At 62.5% G+C, this 21315-nt stretch carries 16 protein-coding genes; 2 read left to right on the forward strand and 14 right to left on the reverse strand.

Annotated features, from left to right (window positions below):
* Together PO768_RS10450 and PO768_RS10455 are read left to right on the forward strand one after the other, a co-directional pair.
* On the forward strand, positions 1 to 244 hold a 244-nt coding region (locus tag PO768_RS10450), incomplete at its 5' end, for an integrase core domain-containing protein (RefSeq protein WP_272646017.1).
* Entirely contained in the window at positions 222 to 1238 is a 1017-nt protein-coding gene (locus tag PO768_RS10455) for an IS110 family transposase (RefSeq protein ID WP_442953213.1), read from the forward strand. The genes PO768_RS10450 and PO768_RS10455, both read left to right, overlap by 23 nt.
* Before the next feature lie 633 nt (positions 1239 to 1871).
* Here PO768_RS10455 and PO768_RS10460 read toward each other — a convergent pair.
* The 14 genes from PO768_RS10460 to PO768_RS10525 form a co-directional block, all read right to left on the reverse strand.
* On the reverse strand, positions 1872 to 2273 hold the full coding sequence (locus PO768_RS10460) for a hypothetical protein (RefSeq protein ID WP_272646019.1): 402 nt from the start codon (positions 2271 to 2273) through the stop codon (positions 1872 to 1874).
* Positions 2273 to 3298 (reverse strand): HNH endonuclease, encoded by a 1026-nt coding sequence (locus PO768_RS10465; protein ID WP_272646020.1) that lies wholly within the window; start codon positions 3296 to 3298, stop codon positions 2273 to 2275. Before PO768_RS10465 ends, PO768_RS10460 begins: the two co-directional genes overlap by 1 nt.
* Before the next feature lie 141 nt (positions 3299 to 3439).
* On the reverse strand, positions 3440 to 3685 hold the full coding sequence (locus PO768_RS10470) for a hypothetical protein (RefSeq protein ID WP_272646021.1): 246 nt from the start codon (positions 3683 to 3685) through the stop codon (positions 3440 to 3442).
* A 6-nt stretch (positions 3686 to 3691) separates the two neighbouring features.
* Positions 3692 to 4459, reverse strand: a complete 768-nt coding sequence (locus tag PO768_RS10475; RefSeq protein ID WP_272646022.1) for a hypothetical protein — start codon at positions 4457 to 4459, stop codon at positions 3692 to 3694.
* 18 nt (positions 4460 to 4477) lie between these two features.
* Complete coding sequence (locus PO768_RS10480) at positions 4478 to 5434, reverse strand: hypothetical protein (RefSeq protein WP_272646023.1); 957 nt, start codon at positions 5432 to 5434, stop codon at positions 4478 to 4480.
* A gap of 364 nt (positions 5435 to 5798) precedes the next feature.
* Positions 5799 to 6119: a hypothetical protein gene (locus PO768_RS10485; RefSeq protein ID WP_272646024.1), complete on the reverse strand. Its 321-nt coding sequence runs from the start codon at positions 6117 to 6119 to the stop codon at positions 5799 to 5801.
* The gene (locus PO768_RS10490; protein WP_272646025.1) at positions 6120 to 6278 is read right to left on the reverse strand and encodes a hypothetical protein; all 159 of its coding nucleotides are present in this window, start codon (positions 6276 to 6278) and stop codon (positions 6120 to 6122) included.
* 97 nt (positions 6279 to 6375) lie between these two features.
* Positions 6376 to 7020 (reverse strand): hypothetical protein, encoded by a 645-nt coding sequence (locus tag PO768_RS10495; protein WP_272646026.1) that lies wholly within the window; start codon positions 7018 to 7020, stop codon positions 6376 to 6378.
* The gene (locus tag PO768_RS10500; RefSeq protein ID WP_272646027.1) at positions 7017 to 8069 is read right to left on the reverse strand and encodes a hypothetical protein; all 1053 of its coding nucleotides are present in this window, start codon (positions 8067 to 8069) and stop codon (positions 7017 to 7019) included. Before PO768_RS10500 ends, PO768_RS10495 begins: the two co-directional genes overlap by 4 nt.
* 230 nt (positions 8070 to 8299) lie before the next feature.
* Positions 8300 to 9025, reverse strand: coding sequence for a hypothetical protein (locus PO768_RS10505; protein ID WP_272646028.1), 726 nt, complete (start codon positions 9023 to 9025; stop codon positions 8300 to 8302).
* Positions 9022 to 9876 carry a hypothetical protein gene (locus tag PO768_RS10510; RefSeq protein WP_272646029.1) on the reverse strand — a complete coding sequence of 285 codons (855 nt, stop codon included), beginning with the start codon at positions 9874 to 9876 and terminating at the stop codon, positions 9022 to 9024. The genes PO768_RS10505 and PO768_RS10510 overlap by 4 nt, the downstream gene beginning before the upstream one ends.
* Positions 9819 to 10001 carry a hypothetical protein gene (locus PO768_RS10515; RefSeq protein ID WP_272646030.1) on the reverse strand — a complete coding sequence of 61 codons (183 nt, stop codon included), beginning with the start codon at positions 9999 to 10001 and terminating at the stop codon, positions 9819 to 9821. The genes PO768_RS10510 and PO768_RS10515 overlap by 58 nt, the downstream gene beginning before the upstream one ends.
* A 171-nt stretch (positions 10002 to 10172) precedes the next feature.
* Positions 10173 to 10694 (reverse strand): hypothetical protein, encoded by a 522-nt coding sequence (locus PO768_RS10520; RefSeq protein ID WP_272646031.1) that lies wholly within the window; start codon positions 10692 to 10694, stop codon positions 10173 to 10175.
* A gap of 13 nt (positions 10695 to 10707) precedes the next feature.
* Positions 10708 to 21279 (reverse strand): RHS repeat-associated core domain-containing protein, encoded by a 10572-nt coding sequence (locus PO768_RS10525; protein WP_272646032.1) that lies wholly within the window; start codon positions 21277 to 21279, stop codon positions 10708 to 10710.
* Positions 21280 to 21315 lie beyond the last annotated feature (36 nt).

A 21315-nucleotide genomic window follows, 5' to 3' on the forward strand; every position in this document is an offset into this window, starting at 1 on the left:
CAACGGCAAATTCCGAGACGAGTGCCTGTCCATCGAGTGGTTCCGCTCGCGCCGCGAGGCCGCCGTGGTCATCGAAACCTGGCGCCAGCACTACAACGAGGTCCGCCCTCACAGCAGCCTGCAATACTTGAAGAATCATCTAGCCCGAGTTGTCGATCCCCGTTCACGGGCCTACCGTTTGGTTTCCAGATCAAGCGGGCGAGCCCGCGAAGGAGACCGACATGACACTGTACGCAGCGATTGACCTGCACAGCAACAACAGCGTGCTGTGCGTGCTGGATGAGACGGATCGGATCGTGTTCAGCAAGCGGCTTCCCAATGACCTTGCCAAGATCGAGCAGGCGCTTCGGGGTTGCCCGGGCGTAATCCAGGGCATTGCCATCGAGTCCACCTACAACTGGTACTGGCTCGTCGATGGCCTGCAGGACGCCGGGTTCACGATCCACCTGGTCAACACCTGTGCCGTCAAGCAGTACGACGGCCTCAAGCACAGCGGCGATCTCGACGATGCGCGCCATCTGGCACATCTGCTGCGCCTGGGCATCCTGCCCACCGGCTACATCTATCCACGCCACGAGCGAGCGCTGCGTGACCTGCTTCGCAAGCGCAGTCAACTCGCGCGCCAGCGCACCAGCCAGATCCTGAGCATACAAAACCTCGTAGCACGCAACCTGGGCACGAACGCCAGCGGCAACGAGATCAAGCGCTGGACGGACCAGGACATCGCCACCATGCCGATGCTGCCGGCTCAGCGTCTGGCGCTCATGACCAACCGTGCTGTCATGGATTGCCTGGACGAGCAGGTCAAACGGCTGGAGAGTGCGATCCTGACCCAAGCACGCGAGCGTGCCGACTATCAGGCGCTGCACACAGCGCCAGGCATCGGCAAGGCGTTGGGGCTGACTATCGCGCTGGAGAGCGGCGACATGGCCCGCTTTGCCGATGCCGGCCACTTTGCATCCTATGCGCGCACGGTGGACAGCCGACGTGAATCCAATGGCAAGAAGAAGGGCAGCGGCAACGCCAAGTGCGGCAACAAGCACCTGGCCTGGGCGTTCATCGAGGCGGCGCACTTTGCCGTGCGCTACGACGACACGATACGGCGCTGGTTCCAGAAGAAGTGCGCCAAGAGTCTGCAGGTGGTGGCGATCAAGGCGGTGGCCCACAAGCTGGCCCGGGCCTGCTTTCATGTGATGAAGACGGGGGCGCCGTTCGATGCCGCACGCGCCTTCGGCTGACAGGAGTTGACGAGTGAAGGGACGGCGCTGGTAAGGCCGCGAAGGGGTTGGCACAACCATGAGACTTGAATGCCTGCTCGCGCCGATCCCCCTGAGTTGAAGAAGTTCGCAGCGCCCGCAGCACGAGCCAGATGGGGTTGGAGCCAGCCAGCGTGAGCGGTCACGGGCAGGCAGCCACAAGACCTGTACGAGTCCAGGGCTCGCAATGAATGGACGGGCTGCGGCACAGAGGGTTTTCTGGGGCGGTGAATGCCGCCAGGGGCACTTGTGGCAACACGGGCCGCCTTGATCCTGATGGGTGACTGGTGCGCTGCGGCGCAACCATGCATCGAGAACCAAGTGCGCGGTGAGTTCAGCGACGGGGAATGCAGTCTTGAGGGAAAGGGTGCGCTCTTGCAGTGCAGGAGCGTGTGTTTGCTACTTGACGGGGACGTCTAATGGGTGACCCCGAGGCCAGAGGACCCCGAGGCCAGACGGTGATTCATTGGGACAGCCCGGTACTGCACTTCAGATTTGAGACCGCACTTCTGTTGCGCTTCGGTGTTGAAGCCGCACCACAGCATATCCCTGGCCTTGAACAAGGCCCAACTATGAATGAGACATGATCACATGGGGTCCAACACCTATGCAAGATCACGGACTCACGTTCGTGCGCAAGAAAGGAAAAATAGAGGCGAATCTCTCAGCCACATGACCATTCCGGGCAAGGGCCTTTTGGGCGACACCCGCTTTCGCAGCGTTGTCAAAGGGCTGAAGCCCCCGCACATAGGCAATTCCATTCAGCGCCGAAATCTCGCTAGAGGAAAGGCCACTAACCGGAAAAAAACCTATTGCCCTGTTTACACCAGCAACCCCCCCATCGTAATCCAGTAGATCATAGATATACGGAGGAATATCCGACACGTTCGATACCTCGATGACGTGCGAACACCATTCACGCAATTCCGGAATGGTTATTGCACCACTGAACAGGGCCTCAACAACGAAAGCGATCTCCGAATCATCATCCTTTTGCAAACCAATTCCGCTTTGCATTACAACCCCTTTGACATGGCTTCCCAGCCAACATGGCCAACTGCGTTGTGAAGCTTCTGATTAATAAGCTGCATACGTCCTGTATCCTGATGGTGATGCCAAGTAAGACCCTGGATTTTGTGTGAGCCACTCTGAATTTGCTTCAGCTGATTGGCGTTGAATTGCGCCGGTGAGGCCTCACCGCGCATTATCGCCTCACGCAAATCTCTCGTAGCCATACGCATCTGCCCTTTATAGGACGCTGATTTAAAGGCGTCAACAGCCAGTCTCGTGTCAAAGGCAGCAACATTATCGAAGATTGGAAATCCCTTCGCATCGAATGGCACACCAGCGCGATGCATTGACCCAGCCAATTTTAGGTTCGGCAGCCCCTGGCCTTGAGGCGGCACTGTGGTTGAAGATACATTGCCCTTCCCATACCTGTCTTCGAGCATTTCACGCATGGCTCTCGATGAGTAGGGGACGTCATTCCCAATCGAGGCTGGCAATTTCTGAGCGACTTGAATGCCGGGCGGGCTACTCGGCATCGCATCCACCGACTTCACCGTCTTCCCCGCCGCCACCTCCACCCCAGGCCCGGCCACCGCCTCGGTCGTCAGCCGCCCGGTCTGCTTGACCACCGTGGCTTCCCCGATCTCGACGCCGGCCTTGGCCGCCGTGGCCGTGCCCTCCATGGCCTCCCGCGCTGCCACCCGCTCCACTTGCCGGACCACCGAGCCGGCAGTGCTCGCCACGTTCGCGCCTTGCTTGACGGCCGCTCCACCTCCCACAAAACCAGCGGCGAATTCCGTCACATCGCTGATCGCGCCGCTGTCTCCCGCCAGCGCCTTATCCAGCGTGCCCGTGGCCTTGTCAGCAATCTGCTGACGGCCGGCCTTGGTGGTCACCGCATCAAAGGCCGCCTTGGTCGCATTGATCGTGCCTTCCAGCTCGGCCGCATGCGCGTTGACGTTGTCTTCGCTGTTCAGGCCCAGTGTGCCCAGCGCCAGCGAGGCCGTGTTCGCCAGCACATTGCCGGCCCGCAAGCCCACCTGATTGGTACGGCGGGAGGGGGCAGGTCAAAGTCGCCAGCAGGCTCAGGTTTGAACTATGGCGTCAAGACTTGGCACTTCTTCCCCGACAGGCTCTCTGGCTGGCATAGGAAAGGGAAGACCTGACACGGGGGGCTACCCGGCGAACAGCCAGGCCATCAGCAGCGTGCCGACGGCCCACGGCCGGCCCAAGATCGTGTGCCATTGCTGGTCGTTGCTGCTCAGAATCGCCCAGGCAGACACAGCCACCGTCTTCCAGTCGGCATCGAAGACGAGGTACGGCAGGCCGGCCCAGACGGCCAAACTCAGCACCAGAGGCAGCAGCAGGAATTGCACCAAGCCGTTGAAGAACAGGTGGATAACCGCTGCGAACGCAGGCAAGCTCAGCTACCGGGTGATCAGGAGTCCACTGGGGAGCAAGTGTTCCCGAACGCTCTCCACCTCATCAGAGGAAAGTTCCCAGAGCGACAGTGTCGAGCCATCCAGCGGCGTCAATGACGAGCCCGGATGCCCTTGAGCAAAGGCTCTCAAACTCAAATCAGCGGTCGCAAGTCCAGAAAGCTGTTTCTCATTGAGGAAATAGATCGGATAGACGTCCCTCAAACGAGAGAGTCGGTCCCCAGCCTTGGAGGCATACCACGCATTCAGCCTGCGAAGTTCCTCCCGGCTGTTGCCCCCCCCATCCAATGCAAGGACGTGGAATTCCGGCTTCTTCTCAACTGGAGCCTTAAACGCATATCCAAAGTCCCAGGCCTGCAAGCGAATTAGCTCTTGCAACATGCTATTGAAAATTTCTCCGCGAAATTGCAGGAGATCATCTCGAATATAGACACAGACCAGCAGCTCGCCTGAGTCTTGAATGTAGCTAATTGAAGCAGAAGCGAAGCTGTCGTATGCCGGCTCATCACTGCCCTCGGGGTTGGCGACCAGAGTCAATGTTTGGACGCCAGAAAACCCTTCCTTCAAGGCCCGCGCGTGAACTCTCTTTCCAAATTTTGTAGCCCGGCCATCATAGCCATCACCATCAGCAGAAAAGTATGTTGGCTTGATGCCAGCTTGCCCAAATATGGCAATAGCCGCGTCATGAAATCTCACAAAAAGATCTGACGAAATCCGATCCGTATAGCAATACAAACCAAGAGCCCACGCATCCATAATTTCAACTATCGGTAGCTATTTTGGGCGCCGAGTCGGCACCACCACACGGGGAGTCAAAGGCGTATAACCTTGCGCCTGCAATTGATTATCCAAGGCCGCATTTCTACCGCGCAAAATCGAGGCGAAATCCGTTTTCGACTGAACCTCCACTCTGGCGACTCGACCATCGCCATAGACAGCAACCACATCAGGCCGACGATTCGGAGCAATTGTTTTCGGCTCCAAGCCGAGCGCTCGATTGTATCCATGGTCCAAATGGACACTCACTACATCCGGATCCTTTGCATAGGCAATTGCTTCGCGATATGTCCTAATTTGGTGAGCACTGTCGTTACCCGTTCTTTGCGCAATGCCGTCAATCTTGTCCTTCCAAGATTTGTCCACGACACGCGGCGGTGCTGCACTGGCGACCTCGGGCTGATTACTCGCCGCCCTGGCCGTCGCCTCGCGCTGAACATGCTCCTCAAAGTTGCTGCTCTCGCGGCCCTTGCGGCTGGCCGCAATATTAGCCTCCACCCTGGCCCTGGTGACATCGATCGACGCCTCCGCCGCCACCGACTTCAACTCCGGCTCGGCCATCTTGCTCGGCGACGCACCCGGGCCCTGCACGGACTCCTGCGTCGTCAGCGATGTGCCGCGCTTGGTCATGGCTCGCGACACCGTGCTTTCGATCACGGATGCCGCCCGCGACATCACTGGCGCAGCGACGGCGCTGAGGGCTGCCGTCTTCACGACCTCCGAGGCCGAGATGCTCTCGCGGCCCAGCTTCTCACTGATCAGGTGGTGCTCAGCAACCTGGCCGGCCTGCTCGATGGCATTGACCGTGCCGCCCACGGCGCCACCCGTCGCCATCTCGGTCGCCACGCGGCCCGCCGCGTTGCCGGCGACCCGGCCACCGACGGCGCCGGCCACCTTGCCGCCCACCGCACCGCCGGCCAGATTGGCCACCACCGACACGGTCGCGTCCAGCACCAGCGACTTCTCGTACTGCTCCTGGGTGATCTGCCCCGAGTCGCGCAGTTCCAGGCGCGCATCATGGCGTTTGACGAAGCCCCCGGAGGCGAAGTTCCAGACCTCGTGCAGGGTCAGCCCGCCAACAGGGTCAGGTCTGAACTACAGCGTCAAGACCTGACACCTGCCTCCGGCGAACGCTCGTGAATGGGAAACGGGGGAATTGCCCCAGGGCAATGGTGGCGCAGCCGTGAATCGAGAACCAAGTGCCGGTGAGTTCAACGACGGGGATGGCTGATGCGTGACCACGAGGCGCTCTTGAGACCCACGTCCGTCGCGTTCGCCCCCAAGGCCTGCGAGCCGCTCCAGACTTGGGACCATCAGTTCACGTCGAAATTAGCGCAATTCTCTTGGCCCTATTGAAATACCGCGCCAGCGCCTGCCCAACATTAGCTCCTGCCAAACCCGAACTGCCGATCAAGTCAAAACAAATGGCGGCAATGTCGAGGCCCTTGCCCGTATCGGTAAATCGTATCAATAGCGGTCGCACGACATGATCGCGACCTTTGTAGGCAACCCACCGCGCATCTTGACAACGCACAAGAGTTTGACCGAGGAAATACATCATCAGCTGTTCAAAGTGAGCCCGATCAAGAGATGCAGAGAATTTTTCTTCATTACAAAGCTTACGATAAATACCCTCCACCTAAATCAAGCCTGCTTCGTCGTAGCTGACGCAATCCTCCACGGACAACCCCAAGCTCTTGGCAAAAAACAATATCGACTCAGCTGATTCTGAAGCCTCCTTAAGAGCCGCCTCCAGCATTTGATCCGCAATCGCATGCCGCAAGGACTCGTTCTTCATGATCTGCGATCCGAATTAATGAACGAGATAGGGGGTCTCAAAGGTTTCACGCCCAAGGGCATCAATGGGTGACCCGCAGCATGGTTGATCAGTCACATTACATTGTGTCGCCAACCATGTCGAAGAGCGAGGAATATTGCCTCCGCATTCCCGGGCTTCCGAATTGCTCGGCGACAACCTCACGCGCAAGATCCAACCGACCCAATTCTATATATGCTGCAACAACAAAGACGTGCCAGTGCTTCTGCTTCATCACGCGGGTATCGTTGGACTCATAGGCTCGAACCAAACCCTCAGGCGTCGAGAGTTCGGAGAGTAGTGGCAACACCCATTGCCGCACGAAGGCGACAATCGATTCACACGTTTCAACAAACTCTTTTGCGCCCGTCGAAAACCATCGGACATGTACTTCCTTTGGGGCCGCGAACTGGATTGGCTGATTCAGAACAACCTCGGGCGCTCTCGCGAGGAGCAATTCGTCTCCCTTCACGAGTTCGAGAGCCCGTTTGCTAATGATCGGCATTTTTTGGCGAATCATCGGATGCAAATGCGCAGCGACTCCCGGTTGATATTTAGGGTTCCAATCGGCAACGAAAGCAACTTCCTGCTGTGAGCCGTTCAGCTTGCGCATGTAGGTGAAGCTTCCCGCCCTGCGCCTAAAACCGTCCAAGCCAAGTGGCTCATCAGCCACTTGAGAGAGTGCCGCCAGAAGATCTGATTGTGAGTTTTTCGCAGTCGTCATGGCCGCCGAATCAAGAGTGACCGCCCAACTTCAAGACCAAGATTTTGACCAACACCAAAAGCAGGATTGAACGTATTCACTCCTGAGTCGAATGCGGCCTGAGAGCCCCCATATGGAGCCCCACCCGATTTCACTTCAAGCCCAATGACGCGGCCTCTCGGGCTCACTGCAGCACCATCATAGACACGCAGATCGCCCGCGGCATTTCGAACGGAAACACGGCCTTCGATCGCTCTCCAGCCTGGCTTTTGGGCTACCGCGTTCCATACGCTCTGTTCGGCAGCCGCTCCTGCGCTCCCTCCACCCAACGGGCTAGCGAACTTACCATCGGCGGTTCGCCAACCGTTGTTCCAGCCAACCGATGCGCCCTTTGCGGCTGCACCAATTCTCGCCTCAGCCGCCGCCAAGCCAAAACTGGAACTCTCCCGCGCCGCTGCACTCTCGCGCAGGTTCGCCTCAATATACTGCCGCCGCGTCAGCGATGCTGCTCCAGCGCTGCCAAACATCGGCTGATCCACCTTGGCGACGGCGGTGGGAGCAACGGCCTCCACCGACTTCACCGTCCTGCCCGCCGCCACCTCCACCCCAGGCCCGGCCACCGCCTCGGTCGTCAGCCGCCCGGTCTGCTTCACCACCGTGGCTTCCCCGACCTCCACCCCGGCCTTGGCCACCGTGGCCGTGCCCTCCATCGCCTCCCGCGCTGCAACCCGCTCCACTTGCCGGACCACCGAGCCGGCGGTGCTCGCCACGTTCGCGCCTTGCTTGACGGCCGCCCCACCTCCCACAAAACCAGCGGCAAATTCCGTCACATCGCTGATCGCGCCGCTGTCTCCCGCCAGCGCCTTGTCCAGCGTGCCCGTGGCCTTGTCAGCAATCTGCTGACGGCCGGCCTTGGTGGTCACCGCGTCAAAGGCCGCCTTGGTCGCATTGACCGTGCCTTCCAACTCGGCAGCGTGCGCGTTGACGTTGTCTTCGCTGTTCAGGCCCAGCGTGCCCAGCGTGCCCAGCGCCAGCGAGGCCGTGTTCGCCAGCACATTGCCGGCCCGCAAGCCCACCTCGCCCAACCCCACCACCGCGCGGGAGACGCCGATGGCACCGGCTGCCCGTGGGCGAAGTCATAGCGGGTCAGTACCGTGCCGGCGGCATCGCGATCCCGCAGTGCGTTCTCTTCATCCCACTGTGTGCGCAGCAGGCGCGGTGGGGCCCCGGCTGCAGCGGGTTCAGCGCTTCCTTGCTGACGCGCAGGCCAACATGGCCGCTACCCCCGACCCCAAGCCCCTCAACTAGCCCAAGCAGAGGTATAGGCGACGGTTATAGCCTCCGCTTCACCGTCACCGCTGAGTTCACAAACAGGGAGATGTGCTAGTTTGTGCCTGGATATTTCTGAATCTAGAGTACGTTGCATAACCCCACGATCAAGCAGACCATGAAGGGATGTCTGCCATGCTGCAACATCGACAGACGGATTCCAGTCCTTCATCAATCGAACAGCTTCGGCCTCACAATGGCGAGCATAGTCTTCATGCCCACACCAATAGGCCAACAAGATTACATCCAAGAATAATCTGGAGCAGGATTTTGCTATTGCGTAATCACGTTTCTGTCTGATGAAGTCGCTATGTAACTGGACGAGTCGACGCCATGAAAGAACTGATGCGTCCAGATCCGGAACCGCCTGCTTCAGGAATGCAACTGCAGATAGATAGTCATCTGCGTGTCGCAAAACCTTGATCTGCCGCGGCAGCTTGACCTGGCGCATATCTGGAACAGGATAAACTAAAGAAAGCAAAATAGCAGGGGCCGGCACAAGCAAATTATGAACATGAAATGTAGGCAAATACACATCATTTGATCGGGTTCGATCTAGAGCGATACCCATCAAAAGTGGACCGTGACGCTTCAGTAGCCACATAGACTTATATATACCTAACAAAGGAAATGACTCTCTCCAATCATTCGTAATTTCCCTGCTGGTCGATACGGACAATATTCCCGGCTTATTCATGGATTAATTTCATACTGCGCACTAACACTCGGAACGTTGGCCACATTCTTTGCCCGCTGTGCCGAACTGAGGCCACGCCCCGGACTCTTAACAAATTTATAGTCAAATATTTGACCGGTAACGGGATTAAATACATCAGGGCGGGCGCTTCCGGCAGTTCCATACGTAGCACGCACGCCTCCCAAATAACTCTTTTCTGCTAGGAGGTCGATCTTCTCACCGGTCATTCTTTGATATCGCTCGAGAACACGCTTAGCATAGTCATGCTTCCAAATCCCCTGAGCAGGGCCAGTTCCAGCGGCTCCATGGCCAAGGCGAACACCAGTCGATTCGGCTTTCGTAGCAATCTTCTGGACAAAGTCCAAGTCAGATAGTGAGCCTGCTGATGGACGTCCTGCACTGCTTGGAGCACTCGGCTGCGCATTGCCAACAGGCTGATTACTCGCCACCCTGGCCGTCGCCTCGCGCTGAACATGCTCCTCAAAGTTGCTGCTCTCGCGGCCCTTGCGGCTGGCCGCAATATTAGCCTCCACCCGGGCCCGGGTGACATCGATCGACGCCTCCGCCGCCACCGACTTCAACTCCGGCTCGGCCATCTTGCTCGGCGACGCACCCGGGCCCTGCACGGACTCCTGCGTCGTCAGCGATGTGCCGCGCTTGGTCATGGCTCGCGACACCGTGCTTTCGATCACGGATGCCGCCCGCGACATCACTGGCGCAGCAACGGCGCTGAGGGCTGCCGTCTTCACGACCTCGGAGGCCGAGATGCTCTCGCGGCCCAGCTTTTCACTGATCAGGTGATGTTCAGCAACCTGACCGGCTTGCTCGATGGCATTGACCGTGCCGCCCACGGCGCCACGATCAAGCCCAGCGCATCGGCATGAAGCAGTTGCTGGCCGTCCTCGGCGCTCCACAGCGCCACCGGCTGGCCGTGGGCAAAGCCATAGCGGGCGAGCGCCGTGCCGTTGCGGCTCACGCTGGCGAGCAGGTTGCGCGCCGGGTCAGAGTCAGTTCTGAACTACAGCGTCAAGACTTGGCACCTACTTCCCAACGGGCTCTCGGGCACTGGAAATGGGTGACCTGGCCCCAGTGCCCGCAGCAAAGGCGCTGGCGCTTCGTGCCGGGCGGGCAGCTAGGCTTCTGCCGGCTATGAGAATTTTTCGAGGTATTTCCTTGCTGCGGCTCGAACCCAGCCAGTCTTCGATGTATTTGACACCTCATTGACTTGCGCGCTCAGCCCCGATACACCAAGCTTGGTCACAGCCTTGATGGCGTGACCCATCACATCCACATCAGTGACCAGTTTGGCGAGTGATGGGCCATACGACGGACTCGCGTACTCTCCCATGACAAGCACAAAATCTTGGCGCCCTTTGCCAAATCGGCTATCGAGAACAATGCTTTCCATGACATCGAATAGCGGGTTTTTTGTGCCTTTCAGCTTGCGTTTGGGCTTCAGCCAGAGTCGAATTCTCTCGCTGAGCTTCCACAGGGCCATTTCGTAACCGAGCCAATCCGGCGCACCAGCGACGCCACGGGTTGATACTCCCTTTCGGCTTTCGAAAGAATGCTCGGCAAGCACACGTAAGGCATCGGCGATGGTCGTCACATCCTCACTTGTGCACTGCTCCAAGCCTTCAATAATTTTTAGAGCCAGCTCGGTATCCACTGATTCTCCGTTGTCATTTATTAAGCGGTGCAGTACGCAATTTTATGGGGCTACCTGGATTCAAGTGCTCCCTCAAGAGCTGCGGCGTGATCTGAGTTCGCTCGTCAATTACCACATCTACTCGTCCAGGTCCGCCGCCTCTCAGCACATGCGCCTTATCGTCCAGAATCTGACTGGACAGGTGCTGATTCTTCACATTCTTAGTTTCAACGATGTAGCGTTGATTTTCAGTCATGTGGTCAGGCGTGCGATAGGCCCTCTTTCCTGATGCCGAAGGAATACGTGTCGTGTTCTTCGGCATGCCGGTCAGTTCGGATGAGACACGTTCGCCTTTGCTACCGGCTTCTGTTGGAGCACGACCACCTCTTGCGGCTCTCGCCTCAGCCGCCGCCAAGCCAAAACTGGAACTCTCCCGCGCCGCTGCACTCTCGCGCAGATTCGCCTCAATATACTGCCGCCGCGTCAGCGAAGCTGCTCCAGCGCTGCCAAACATCGGCTGATCCACCTTGGCGACGGCGGTGGGAGCAACGGCCTCCACCGACTTCACCGTCCTGCCCGCCGCCACCTCCACCCCAGGCCCGGCCACCGCCTCGGTCGTCAGCCGCCCGGTCTGCTTCACCACCGTGGCTTCCCCGACCTCCACCCCGGCCTTGGCCACCGTGGCCGTGCCCTCCATCGCCTCCCGCGCTGCAACCCGCTCCACTTGCCGGACCACCGAGCCGGCGGTGCTCGCCACGTTCGCGCCTTGCTTGACGGCCGCCCCACCTCCCACAAAACCAGCGGCAAATTCCGTCACATCGCTGATCGCGCCGCTGTCTCCCGCCAGCGCCTTGTCCAGCGTGCCCGTGGCCTTGTCAGCAATCTGCTGACGGCCGGCCTTGGTGGTCACCGCATCAAAGGCCGCCTTGGTCGCATTGACCGTGCCTTCCAGCTCGGCCGCATGCGCGTTGACGTTGTCTTCACTGTTCAGGCCCAGCGTGCCCAGCGCCAGCGAAGCCGTGTTCGCCAGCACATTGCCGGCCCGCAAGCCCACCTCGCCCAACCCCACCACTGCGCGCGACACGCCGATGGCACCCGCGGCCACCTTGCACAGCGCCCCGTCGCTGCACATCTCGGCGCGCCCGCGCAGCCAGCCACTGAAATCGCTCAGGGTGTCCGCACCGTCCTTGAGCAGCGCCACCCGTCCATCCGGATCCACATACACCAGCGGATTGCCATAGGCGTATAGATAGCGGTGATAGCTGGCCGGCTTGCCTTCCTGGCCATCGGCCGGGTCTTCGCTGATGAAGCGGCCCAGCTCCGGGTCGTAGTAGCGCGCCTTGAAGTAGTACAGCCCCGTCTCGGGGTCGGCCTGGTGGCCGGTGTAGGCAAACTTGTTCGCGCTCTGGCCCTGCCGCTCGATGGGATTGCCCCAGGCGTCGTACAGGGTCTCGCTCTTGAGCGTGCCGTCAGCCGCAGTGGTGGCCACGATGGAGCCCAGCGCGTCGGCATGCAGCAGTTGCTGGCCGTCCTCGGCGCTCCACAGCGCCACCGGCTGGCCCTGGGCGAAGTCGTAGCGCATCAGCACAGCGCCGGCCGCGTCGCGATCCTGCAGTGCGTTTTGCTCGTCCCACTGCGTGCGCAGCAGGCGCGGGGGCGCGCCAGGCTGCAGCGGATTCATGGCCTCCTTGCTGACGCGCAGGCCGGCATGGTCGCTGCTGTAGTTGCCCAGCACGGTGCCATTGCGGCTCACGTTGCTGAGCAGGTCGCGCGCGTTCCAGGCATAGGTGGTGGTGTCGCCGCCCTTGGCCTTTTGGGTCAGGTTGCCCTGCGCGTCATAGCTCAGCGTGATAGTGCCGGCCGCGCTGTCGGCGATGCTGCGCAGCTGGTTGCGCGCGTCATAGCTGTAGCTGCGCTCCACCGTGCTGTTGGTGGCACCGCGGCTCACCACTTTTTCGCTCAGGCGGTTGTCGGCGCGGTCGTAGCTCCAGGTGGTTTCCACGCTGTCGGCGCCGCGCGTGAGCGTGGTGCCCTCCAGCCGGTCGGCCGCGTCATAGCGGTAGGTGGTGAGCTGGGCGCCGTTGGCCGCGTGCGGGCGGTTGATGCGCTCTTCCAGCCGGTTGCCGTTCTTGTCGTAGAGGTACTCGGTCAGGTTGAGCGCGGTGCTGCCCTTGCTGAGGGTGATGCGCAGCGGGCGGCGTGCCGCGTCGTAGCGACTCTCGGTCGCGGTGCCGTTGCTCCAGATCTGCTGCAGGGTCAGGCCGCTGCGGTCATAGACGTACTGCACGCCGCCGGCCGGGCTGTTCAGGCCGGTAAGGCGGTTCAGCCCGTCGTAGCCGTAGCGGGTCTGCTTGGCATCCTGGGTAGCCAGGATGGTCCGGTTGCCGTTCTTGTCGTAGCTGAACACCATCTTGGCGCCATAGCCGTCCTGGCTGCTGGTCGGGCGGTCGAAGGCGTCGTACTCATGCGAGGTGACACGCGCCGGACCGCTGGCATAGCTCTCGGTGATAGTGAGCGGATTGCCGTTGGCGTCATAGCCGGTGGCGATGCCTGTCAGGCCGTCGGAGCTGGCGCTATAGGTCTTGAGCGTCTCGCGGCTGATCTTGTCGAAAGTGCGTGTCACGGCCACGCCGTTGGCATCCACGTGCAGGGTCGGATTGCCAGCCTTGTCGAACTCGAAACTTTGCGCAGCGCCGCCCGCCTGGGTGATGCTGGAGCGGCGATCCATCGTGTCATAGCCAAAGCTGACGGCTCGCCCTTCCCCGTCGCTCACCTTGGTCAGATTGCCGTTCTTGTCACGCTCGTAGAGGGTCTTGCGCGAGGCAGGTTCGGTGACACTGACCAGCCAGTTGCTGGCGTCGTACTCGAAGATGCTGCGGCCACCCAGCGGGCGCTGCTGGGCCACGCGGTTGTTGTTGAGGTCGTACTCGAAGCCGGTGGCCTCGCCCGCCGGATTGCTCACCAGCACGGCTCGGCGGCGCTTGTCGTAGTCGGTCTTGCTGACGCGGCCCTCCGCGTCGGTGCTTTGCACCACATCACCCATGCTGTCCAGTTGCTGGCGGGTGGTGGCGCCTTCCGGCGCTGCGGTGGACGTCAACAGACCGCGCCGGTCATAAGCAAAGCGCGTCACCTGGCCATTGGCATCGGTGCTGCTGGCCACCTTGCCCAGCGCGGTGTAGCTCAGCGCCTCCAGTTCCACGCCGGCCTTGGTCGTGCTCACCCGGCGGTTCAACATGTCGTAGCGGTACTCGGTGGCCGTGCCGCGCTTGTCGGTCTGGCGCACCAGGTTGTTGGCCTTGTCGTAGTCGCTGCTCGTCACCTGGTCGAGCGGATCCTTCACCGTCTTGACACGGTTCAGCTCATCGTAGGTGAAGGTGGTGGCAAAGCCACGCGGGTCGGTCTGCAAGGTCTTGTTGCCCGCCGCGTCATAGCCCGACTCGACCACCCCGCCATCGGCATGGGTGCTGCGAGTGACGCGGTTGAGCTTGTCGTAGCTCGCGAAGCTCTTGTTGCCACGGGCGTCGGTCAACTCCTCCACATTGCCGAACAGGTCGGGCTTGTAGCCCAGCGTACGGCCACCCGGCAGCGCGCTGGAGGTGCGCAGATTCAGCGCGTTGTACTCGTGCGTGCTGGTGTTGCCATTGCCATCGACTTCCGACAGCAGGTTGCCGTTGTTGTCATAGCGCCAACTGCCCAGACGGCCGATGCTGTCCGTGCTACTGACGCGACGGTTGAAGAGGTCGTAGCCATGGCTCAGCGCGTTGCCGTTGGGCCAGGTCTCGCTGGTCAGATTGCCCAGCCGGTCATAGCCGTAACCGTGGGTGCCGCCCTCGGGGTCGCGAGCGCTGGTCTTGCGGTTCATCGCGTCGTAGCCGAACTGCGTCACGCCGCCACCCTCGTCGGTCTGGCGCGTCAGGTTGTTGGCCAGGTCGTACTCAAGGCCCACGGTCGTGCTGTCGGGCCGAAGGATGGCGACAAGGCGGTTGGCCGCGTCATAGCGGAAGGAGGTCCGGTTGCCGAGCGGATCGATTTCGGCGATCTTGTTGCCACCCGGGTCGTATTCGTAGGCGGTCGTGCGGCCCAAGGGCTGCGACACTTCGACCAAGCGGTCCATGCCGTCATAGCGCATGCCGGTGCGCCGGCCCAGCGGATCGGTCGCGCCCGTGCGGTTGCCATTGCCATCGTACTCATAAGCCCAGGACTGGCCTTCGGCGTCCGTGGTCGAGGTGCGACGGCCGAGCGTGTCGTAGCGGTGGCTGCTGCCGCGACCCGCCGTGGTTTCGCTGGTGAGATTGCCCACGCCGTCATAGGCGTAGCTGGTGACCTTGCCCAACGGCTCGGTGCGACTGGTGACACGGTGAACCGCATCGTAGCCATAGCTGGTTGTGGCGCCGTTCCAGTCGGTCTCGGTCAGCTTGTTGCCTGCGCCGTCGTAGCTGAAGCTGCGGCTGGCGCCGCCGCCGGGGCCGGTGAACTGCAGGCCTGTGACCAGCGAGCCCTTGCCATAGGTGTAAGTCGTGGTGCGCCCGCCCTCGTCTTTCTCGCTCAGTTTGTTGCCCATGCCGTCGTAGGTCATGGTGCGGGTGCCACCCTCAGGGTTGATCTGCGAGACCAGGTTGTCCTGGCCGTCGTAGGTGTAAGTGCTGCGATTGCCTTTGCCGTCGGTGCTGGATACCACTCGGCCTCGGGCGTCGCGATTGCTTTCCAAGCGGGCGCCCAGCGCATTGCGGGTGGCGCTGAGATTGCCCACGCTGTCGTACTCGAAGCGGGTGGTGTTGCCATTGGCGTCGGTGCTGGAAATCCGGTCACCGACACCTGAGTAGGTGTGCGTCAAAGACCCGATGGGCAGCGTTTCGCGGACGACGTTGCCGCCGCCGTCCAGCACAAAGCCGAAACGGTTGCCGTTGCGGTCCTCCTTGCTGGTCATGCGCGACTTGCTGAAGGGAGCACTGCTCTGTATCTCGTAGGTGTACTTGCTGGACTTGCCGTCCACAGTCTCTGACCTGACGTTGCCCTCGGCGTCGTAGTCATACATCGTTGTCACGCCACGGGCATCGCGCTTGGACAGCATCACCACGTCATCCTCGGCCCAGGTCATGGTCGTGGTGCCAGCCTCGTCGGTCACCGTCAGCGGGCTGCCGTAGGCGTTGAAGGTGTACTCGGTCGTACCGCCGGGGGTCTGCGTCAGCTTTGATCGCGACCAGGCCTGTTGGTCGATCGACAGCCGCATGGTGCCACCCAGGTTGGTCGTGACATCCGACACCCAGGGATGGGTGAACGCTACGATGCCGTCCGGCGTATCGACATTGACCGGATGCACGCCGTAGATGTAGGAGGTGACGTCGCTCTTGGCGTCGGTGGCGCTGCTCAGGCGGTAGCGGTCCCAGGGGTTGGGCGCGTCGATGGTGTAGGCATAGTTGGTGCTGCGACCATTGACCGAGTGGCTGACCATATTGCCCAGATCGTCATAGTCGATCTTGACGACCTGGTCGCCGCTGCCCTTCACCTCGGTCAGCATATTGCGCTGGCTGGTTCCGGCCGCCGGCTGGGGCACCATCTTGCTGGTGTAGCTGAAGCTCAGCTTGCGCCCGTCGCTGTGCGTCACCGCCTTGAGCACAGGCTCGGGGAAGGCGTTCAGATCGTAGTCGTAGGTGAGCGTGTTGCCGTTGCGGTCACGCACCCACATCAGCTTCCACTGCACGCGCTGGGTGATGAACTTGTAGTGGTACTGGGTGCCGTCCTTGCTGTAATAGTCCCAGGTGTTGTCGGTGCGGTTGGCCACCAGGGTGCCGTGGTAGCCCTTGTCCGGCGTCATCGTGCCGTCCGGCTTCGGGAAGAAACGCACCGAACCACTGTCACCGGCGTTGACCGACACCTCGCCGCAGCTGTTGATGAACAGGCCCATATCGTGGTTGTGGCCCCAGTTCGCGCCCACGGTGGAGATCTCGCCCGAGCCCGATGAACTGTAGGAAAGCACCAGATTGAAGGCATTGCCGCGGCCTGCCAGGTTCAGTGGCAGGGTCTGGTGGGTCAGGATGCCGCTGCGCACATTCACGCCGCGCACCAGGGTCTGGCCCACCGGCAAGTTGTTGGACATCTTGAAGCTCACACCGGTGCGCGAGTCCGCCTCATCGGTGATGGACGGGTCCGCCTTGGCCCGCGCCTGCACGGCGATCTGGAACTTGCCGTCGCCCAGTTTCCCGGCGTCGATCTCCACCTCGTTGACCCCGGCCGGGTAGTCCTTTTCCGGCTCCAGGTCCATCGGTGAGCCCAGCAACTCGCCGCCGGCACCCAGACGCTGGTAGGTCACTTTGGCAACCGCATCCTGCGTCAGCACAAAGGCCATGCTGCCGCGCACATCGCAGACACGCTTGTTCACCACATCCACATACCGCGAGGCCCCTGCAGCTTGCGCGCCGGCAATCAGCTTCTGGCGCAGCGGCAGGCGGAACTTGTCGCTCTCCAGCTTGGTGTGGGTGAGTGTGCTGTCGAGCTGTGCCTCGTAGTTGTGCTGAAGCGGCTGAAAGACCTGGGAGCGGGGCAGCGTGGCCGTACCCTGCTTGGCACGGCTGTTGCCCGATGCATAGTCGACAAGCTGACCATCCTTCAGCAGCTTGGCCAACCAACCGGAGCCCGCGACCTTGTAGTCTTCGGGCTCCACCGTGTAGTTGACATCGATCGGGTACAGGCTGAGTCCATTGCCGTCCAGATGGATCTTGCTGGGATCGGCAGCACCGGCATCACGCGAGGTGATGCTGCGGATGGTCGGACGCACACCGAAGACCTCGCCACCGGAGCTGCTCGGGTTCACCGTAGCGCTGAAGTTCTCGGGGCCATTGCGTGTATTGCGGATGCCTGTGACTGTGACGCTGCCATTCACCGTAGTCGTATGGCGTGCCGGGGTGGGCCCGGTGGTGACACGATAGGATTGACCGGCGACGGCGGCCGAGCCCCCGGCACTCACGTTGACGGATCCGAGGCTGCCGCTGGCCGGTACCCAGTTGGCATAAGGGTCGAAGCGCACGATGCCTTTCTCATCGATGTAGTAGGCCCATTCGCTCCGCATAAAGCTGACCTGGAAAGTGCCGCCATAGGTACGACCGGGCGCAGCGGCGGAGACCGTATTGCCCTCGCCATCCTGTTCTCCACCTTGAACACTCAGCATGCCCAGATACTCAGCACTGTCGGCATAGGGCACGCAGTAGCCGGTGTTGGTGAAACTGAACTGACGCGACACACCGCCGGCTCGCGCCGTGACGGTATTGGTGCCCAGGATCTCATTGCTCAGGATCACGCCGGCATAGACCACACCGTTGGAGACCGACTTGAGCTGAAGCGAGGGCTGGCCGCACTGCCCCAGCACCGTCCCGCCGGGACAGGCGTTCGCACTGACAGAGGCATTCCACAGAGCGCCCTGGCGGTATTTGCCCCCAGGCCCGGTGGCACAGGAAGATTGCGCCTGGCCGGTGATGCTGAGATCAACGCTGACATTGGCGATCGGATTGCCGTACTGGTCCTCGGTGCCCAGGCTCAGCACATCCACCGTGGCTGCTGGCAGGCCACTGCTGGCCGGCTCGTGTTTCGGGTTCAAGGCCGAGAGCGGGCCAGGCAGTAGCAAGGCGCTCATGGGCTCGCGCGGACGCAGCGGACCGATGGCACTGTCGGCCTGCACATCCACGTTGACGGCACCCACCTGGGTGGGCGCCTCATCGCCCGGGTTGCGCATGATCCAGACCGGATTGATGGCGGTGCTCTGCCCCATTTCGACCGTGACGGAAGCCATGCCGATCACATTGGTGGGCAAGGTCGCGCTGGTAGCGCCGTTGAGCTTGGCATCGCCGGTAATCACGGAGAAGGTGACCTGCGCGTTCTTCACCGGACGACCCAGCTTGTCGGTCACCAGCACCGTATAGGGCACCGGCAGCGCCTCACCGGCCACGCCACGCTGGCCGCTGGAGGCGCCCAGCGCCACCACGCGCACGCCTGATCGTGGGTCCTTGTTGGCCTCCTCGGTCTCCATGCTGCGGAACACATCCGCCAGGAAGCCGAGCGTCCAGACCTCCGGCGCCTCCACCGAGGTGCCGCCAGCCAGCCCGCCGGACAGGAAGAAGCCGGCGCGCGTGCCCTGCCAGGCCTGCCAGACCGAGCCGCTCCAGGCCTGCTGCGTCAGCGTGGCCGCAGGAATACGCACCGCAAAGCCCTGCCCCACCAGGTCACGAACGGCCTGCTTGACGTTGTCGGCATGGTCGGTGGTGTCAATCTGTGCGAGGTTGCCACCGTCCAGCTCCAGCACGGCCAGGCCGCGCTCGCGCGCCAGCTGCAGGCCGCGGTCGGCCGACATGGCCTCGACCGAGAACTGGTCGCGGAACACGCCCTGCTCCAGCGAGGAGCCGGCCAGCGCCGAGAGCGTGAGCGCATCGGGCGCACCCGCGCCCACGCCATCGACCGGGCGCAGGGCGGCATCCAGGCTCACGCCGGTCCATTCCAGCGTCACCGGCACGCCGGCCACATAGACCGGGCGCAGCGTGGTGCTCACCAGCGTCACCGCTGGCAGCGGGCGCACCAGGCCGGCATCCAGCCAGCCGGCGATGTCGCGGTCCGCCTCGTTCCATTGGCGGGTGTAATAAAGCCCCAGGCCATCCAGCAGCTTCACGCCCTGGTGGTCGCTGTCGGAGGCGGCCGTGGTGGCGGGCCGCTGCGGGTCGTTGCCGATCAGCAGCGCATGGTGGGCGCCGGCCATCACCGTCTGCTCCACCTCCTGCTCGCCCCAGGGGCCTTTGAGCGTGAGCGTCAGGCGCAGCGAGGCGCCCGGATCCACCTTGTCGGTGGCGGTGCCCACCAGCTCGCCGCCCAGCTTGAGCTGGCCACGCAGGCCGATCAGATACAGCGGCACGCCGTCCATGCCGCCATACAACAGGGCCACGCGGTGGTCTTCCAGGCTGGCCGGCCCATAGGACAGGGTCAGCCGCGCATTGCCCACCGCCGCCAGTGGCAGGGTCTTGTCCAGCACCACCGCATCATCGGCGCGTGCGCCCTGCTGCAGGCGGATGCGTACCGTGGCCAGCTCGGTGCTGGGCAGGTCCGCGCCCTCGCGGGTGACCGCAGCCACCGAATACGGCAGGCTGTTGGGCAGGATGTCCAGCTGCAGTGTGTCCGACTGAGCGACGCCGCGCTGGCCCTGCCAGGTGCCGGCCGGGCCGCCGGTGCCAGCGGTGGCCAGGGCATTGCCCAGCCTGGTGCGCAGGAAGTCGGCAAAGGTGCCGGTCTGGGTGCGCGCCAGGAACTCGCGGCTCAGGCCGGCGGCGCTGAAGCTGCGGCCGAAAAAGCCGGGCGAGGCCTGGTACTGGTAGCTCTTGTAAAAGGGGTCCAGCGGGATCCAGCTCTTGCCGGAGGCATCCACCAGGGCGCCCCGGTAGTTGGTGTAGGGCACATAGGCGCTGACCCAGGTGCGGGCCAGCTGCACAGCGGCCACGCGGCCGCCGCGCACCACCGGGCTGAAGGCCACGCCGGCCTTGCCCAGCGCCAGCGGCACCGCATTGACGTCACCCGCGGGCACACCGAGTTCGGCCGCCAGGCGCTCCAGCGGCACCTCCACCACACCCTGCACATAACGGGTGTTGAGGCCGGCGGCACGCAGCAGCGCGGTCAGCAGGCTGGCCTGATCCACATCATTGCCGGCGCCGCTGCGCAGCACGCCCAGGGCGCCCTTGACGCTGCCTGCATACCACTCGTTGCGGGTCTGGTTGCGCACGAATTCGTAGATGCGCACATAGTCGTTGTCCAGCGCCTTGGCGCGCGCCAGGATCTCTTCGTCCAGCGGCGCATGGGCGCTGCTGTCGCGGTCGGCCGGCATGGGCGTGACTTCGCCGGCGGTCTCATAGCTGGGCACCACGGTGGGCGCGCTGACCGGCTGGCGCGGCGCCAGGTTCAGGCCACCAAAAGGCACTGGCTGGGCTCGCAGGATGGAGGTCTCTCGGTGGCGGGTCTGCAGTTTTTGCAGCGCGGCCAGCGCGTCTTCGGCGCTCTGGCGGCTGCCAGTGGGCGCCAGCAGCTGCGATGCAGATTTGGCGGACGCGGTACCGCCCACCAGCATCGGATCCAGCAGACCCTGCACCTGGGCCAGCGCGGCCGAGACACGGCTGCGCGCCTGGGCATGCTTGCCCACATAGGCGGCGCCGTCGGCGGACTGCTGCAGGCGCTCGCCTTGGCTGTCCATCTGCACTTGCACGATCAGCGCGGCGGCACGCCAGGCGTCGTAATGCGCGCGCAGCGCCTCCAGCGAGCCGCGCTGCGCCAGATAAGCGCGCAGCGCCTCGATCAACTGCTGCTGGGCGGCGTCGAACTGGCGCGCCTCCTGGGCGCGGCCAGTGCCAGGGCCGGCGGGCGCCGGGTCCTTGAGCGCCTGGATGGCGGGGCGCGCGTTCTGGCCGCGCGCCAGGTCCCGCAGCACACGCTGCACGGCATCGCCCTCCCCGGCTTGCTGCGCTGTGGGCGTAGTGGCGGGTGCGGACGCGGGCTGAGCCCCCTGCGCCAGGCTCTGGCCACTGAACAAGGCCGCAGCCGCCAGGGACAGCAGCAGGTGAGTGAGTCGGTGGACAGCAGTCATGTGGATCATTTTTTTGTGCTCAGGCGCCCCGGACCA

Source organism: Paucibacter sp. XJ19-41 (genome assembly GCF_028462495.1).
GTDB lineage: Bacteria > Pseudomonadota > Gammaproteobacteria > Burkholderiales > Burkholderiaceae_C > Roseateles_E.

Excerpts from the sequence above, each read along its gene's own strand:
- PO768_RS10455 (WP_442953213.1), top strand. The coding sequence starts at position 222 with ATGACACTGTACGCAGCGATTGACCTGCACAGCAACAACAGCGTGCTG.
- PO768_RS10460 (WP_272646019.1), bottom strand. The coding sequence starts at position 2,273 with ATGCAAAGCGGAATTGGTTTGCAAAAGGATGATGATTCGGAGATCGCT.
- PO768_RS10475 (WP_272646022.1), bottom strand. The coding sequence starts at position 4,459 with ATGGATGCGTGGGCTCTTGGTTTGTATTGCTATACGGATCGGATTTCG.
- PO768_RS10490 (WP_272646025.1), bottom strand. The coding sequence starts at position 6,278 with ATGAAGAACGAGTCCTTGCGGCATGCGATTGCGGATCAAATGCTGGAG.
- PO768_RS10495 (WP_272646026.1), bottom strand. The coding sequence starts at position 7,020 with ATGACGACTGCGAAAAACTCACAATCAGATCTTCTGGCGGCACTCTCT.
- PO768_RS10505 (WP_272646028.1), bottom strand. The coding sequence starts at position 9,025 with ATGAATAAGCCGGGAATATTGTCCGTATCGACCAGCAGGGAAATTACG.
- PO768_RS10525 (WP_272646032.1), bottom strand. The coding sequence starts at position 21,279 with ATGACTGCTGTCCACCGACTCACTCACCTGCTGCTGTCCCTGGCGGCT.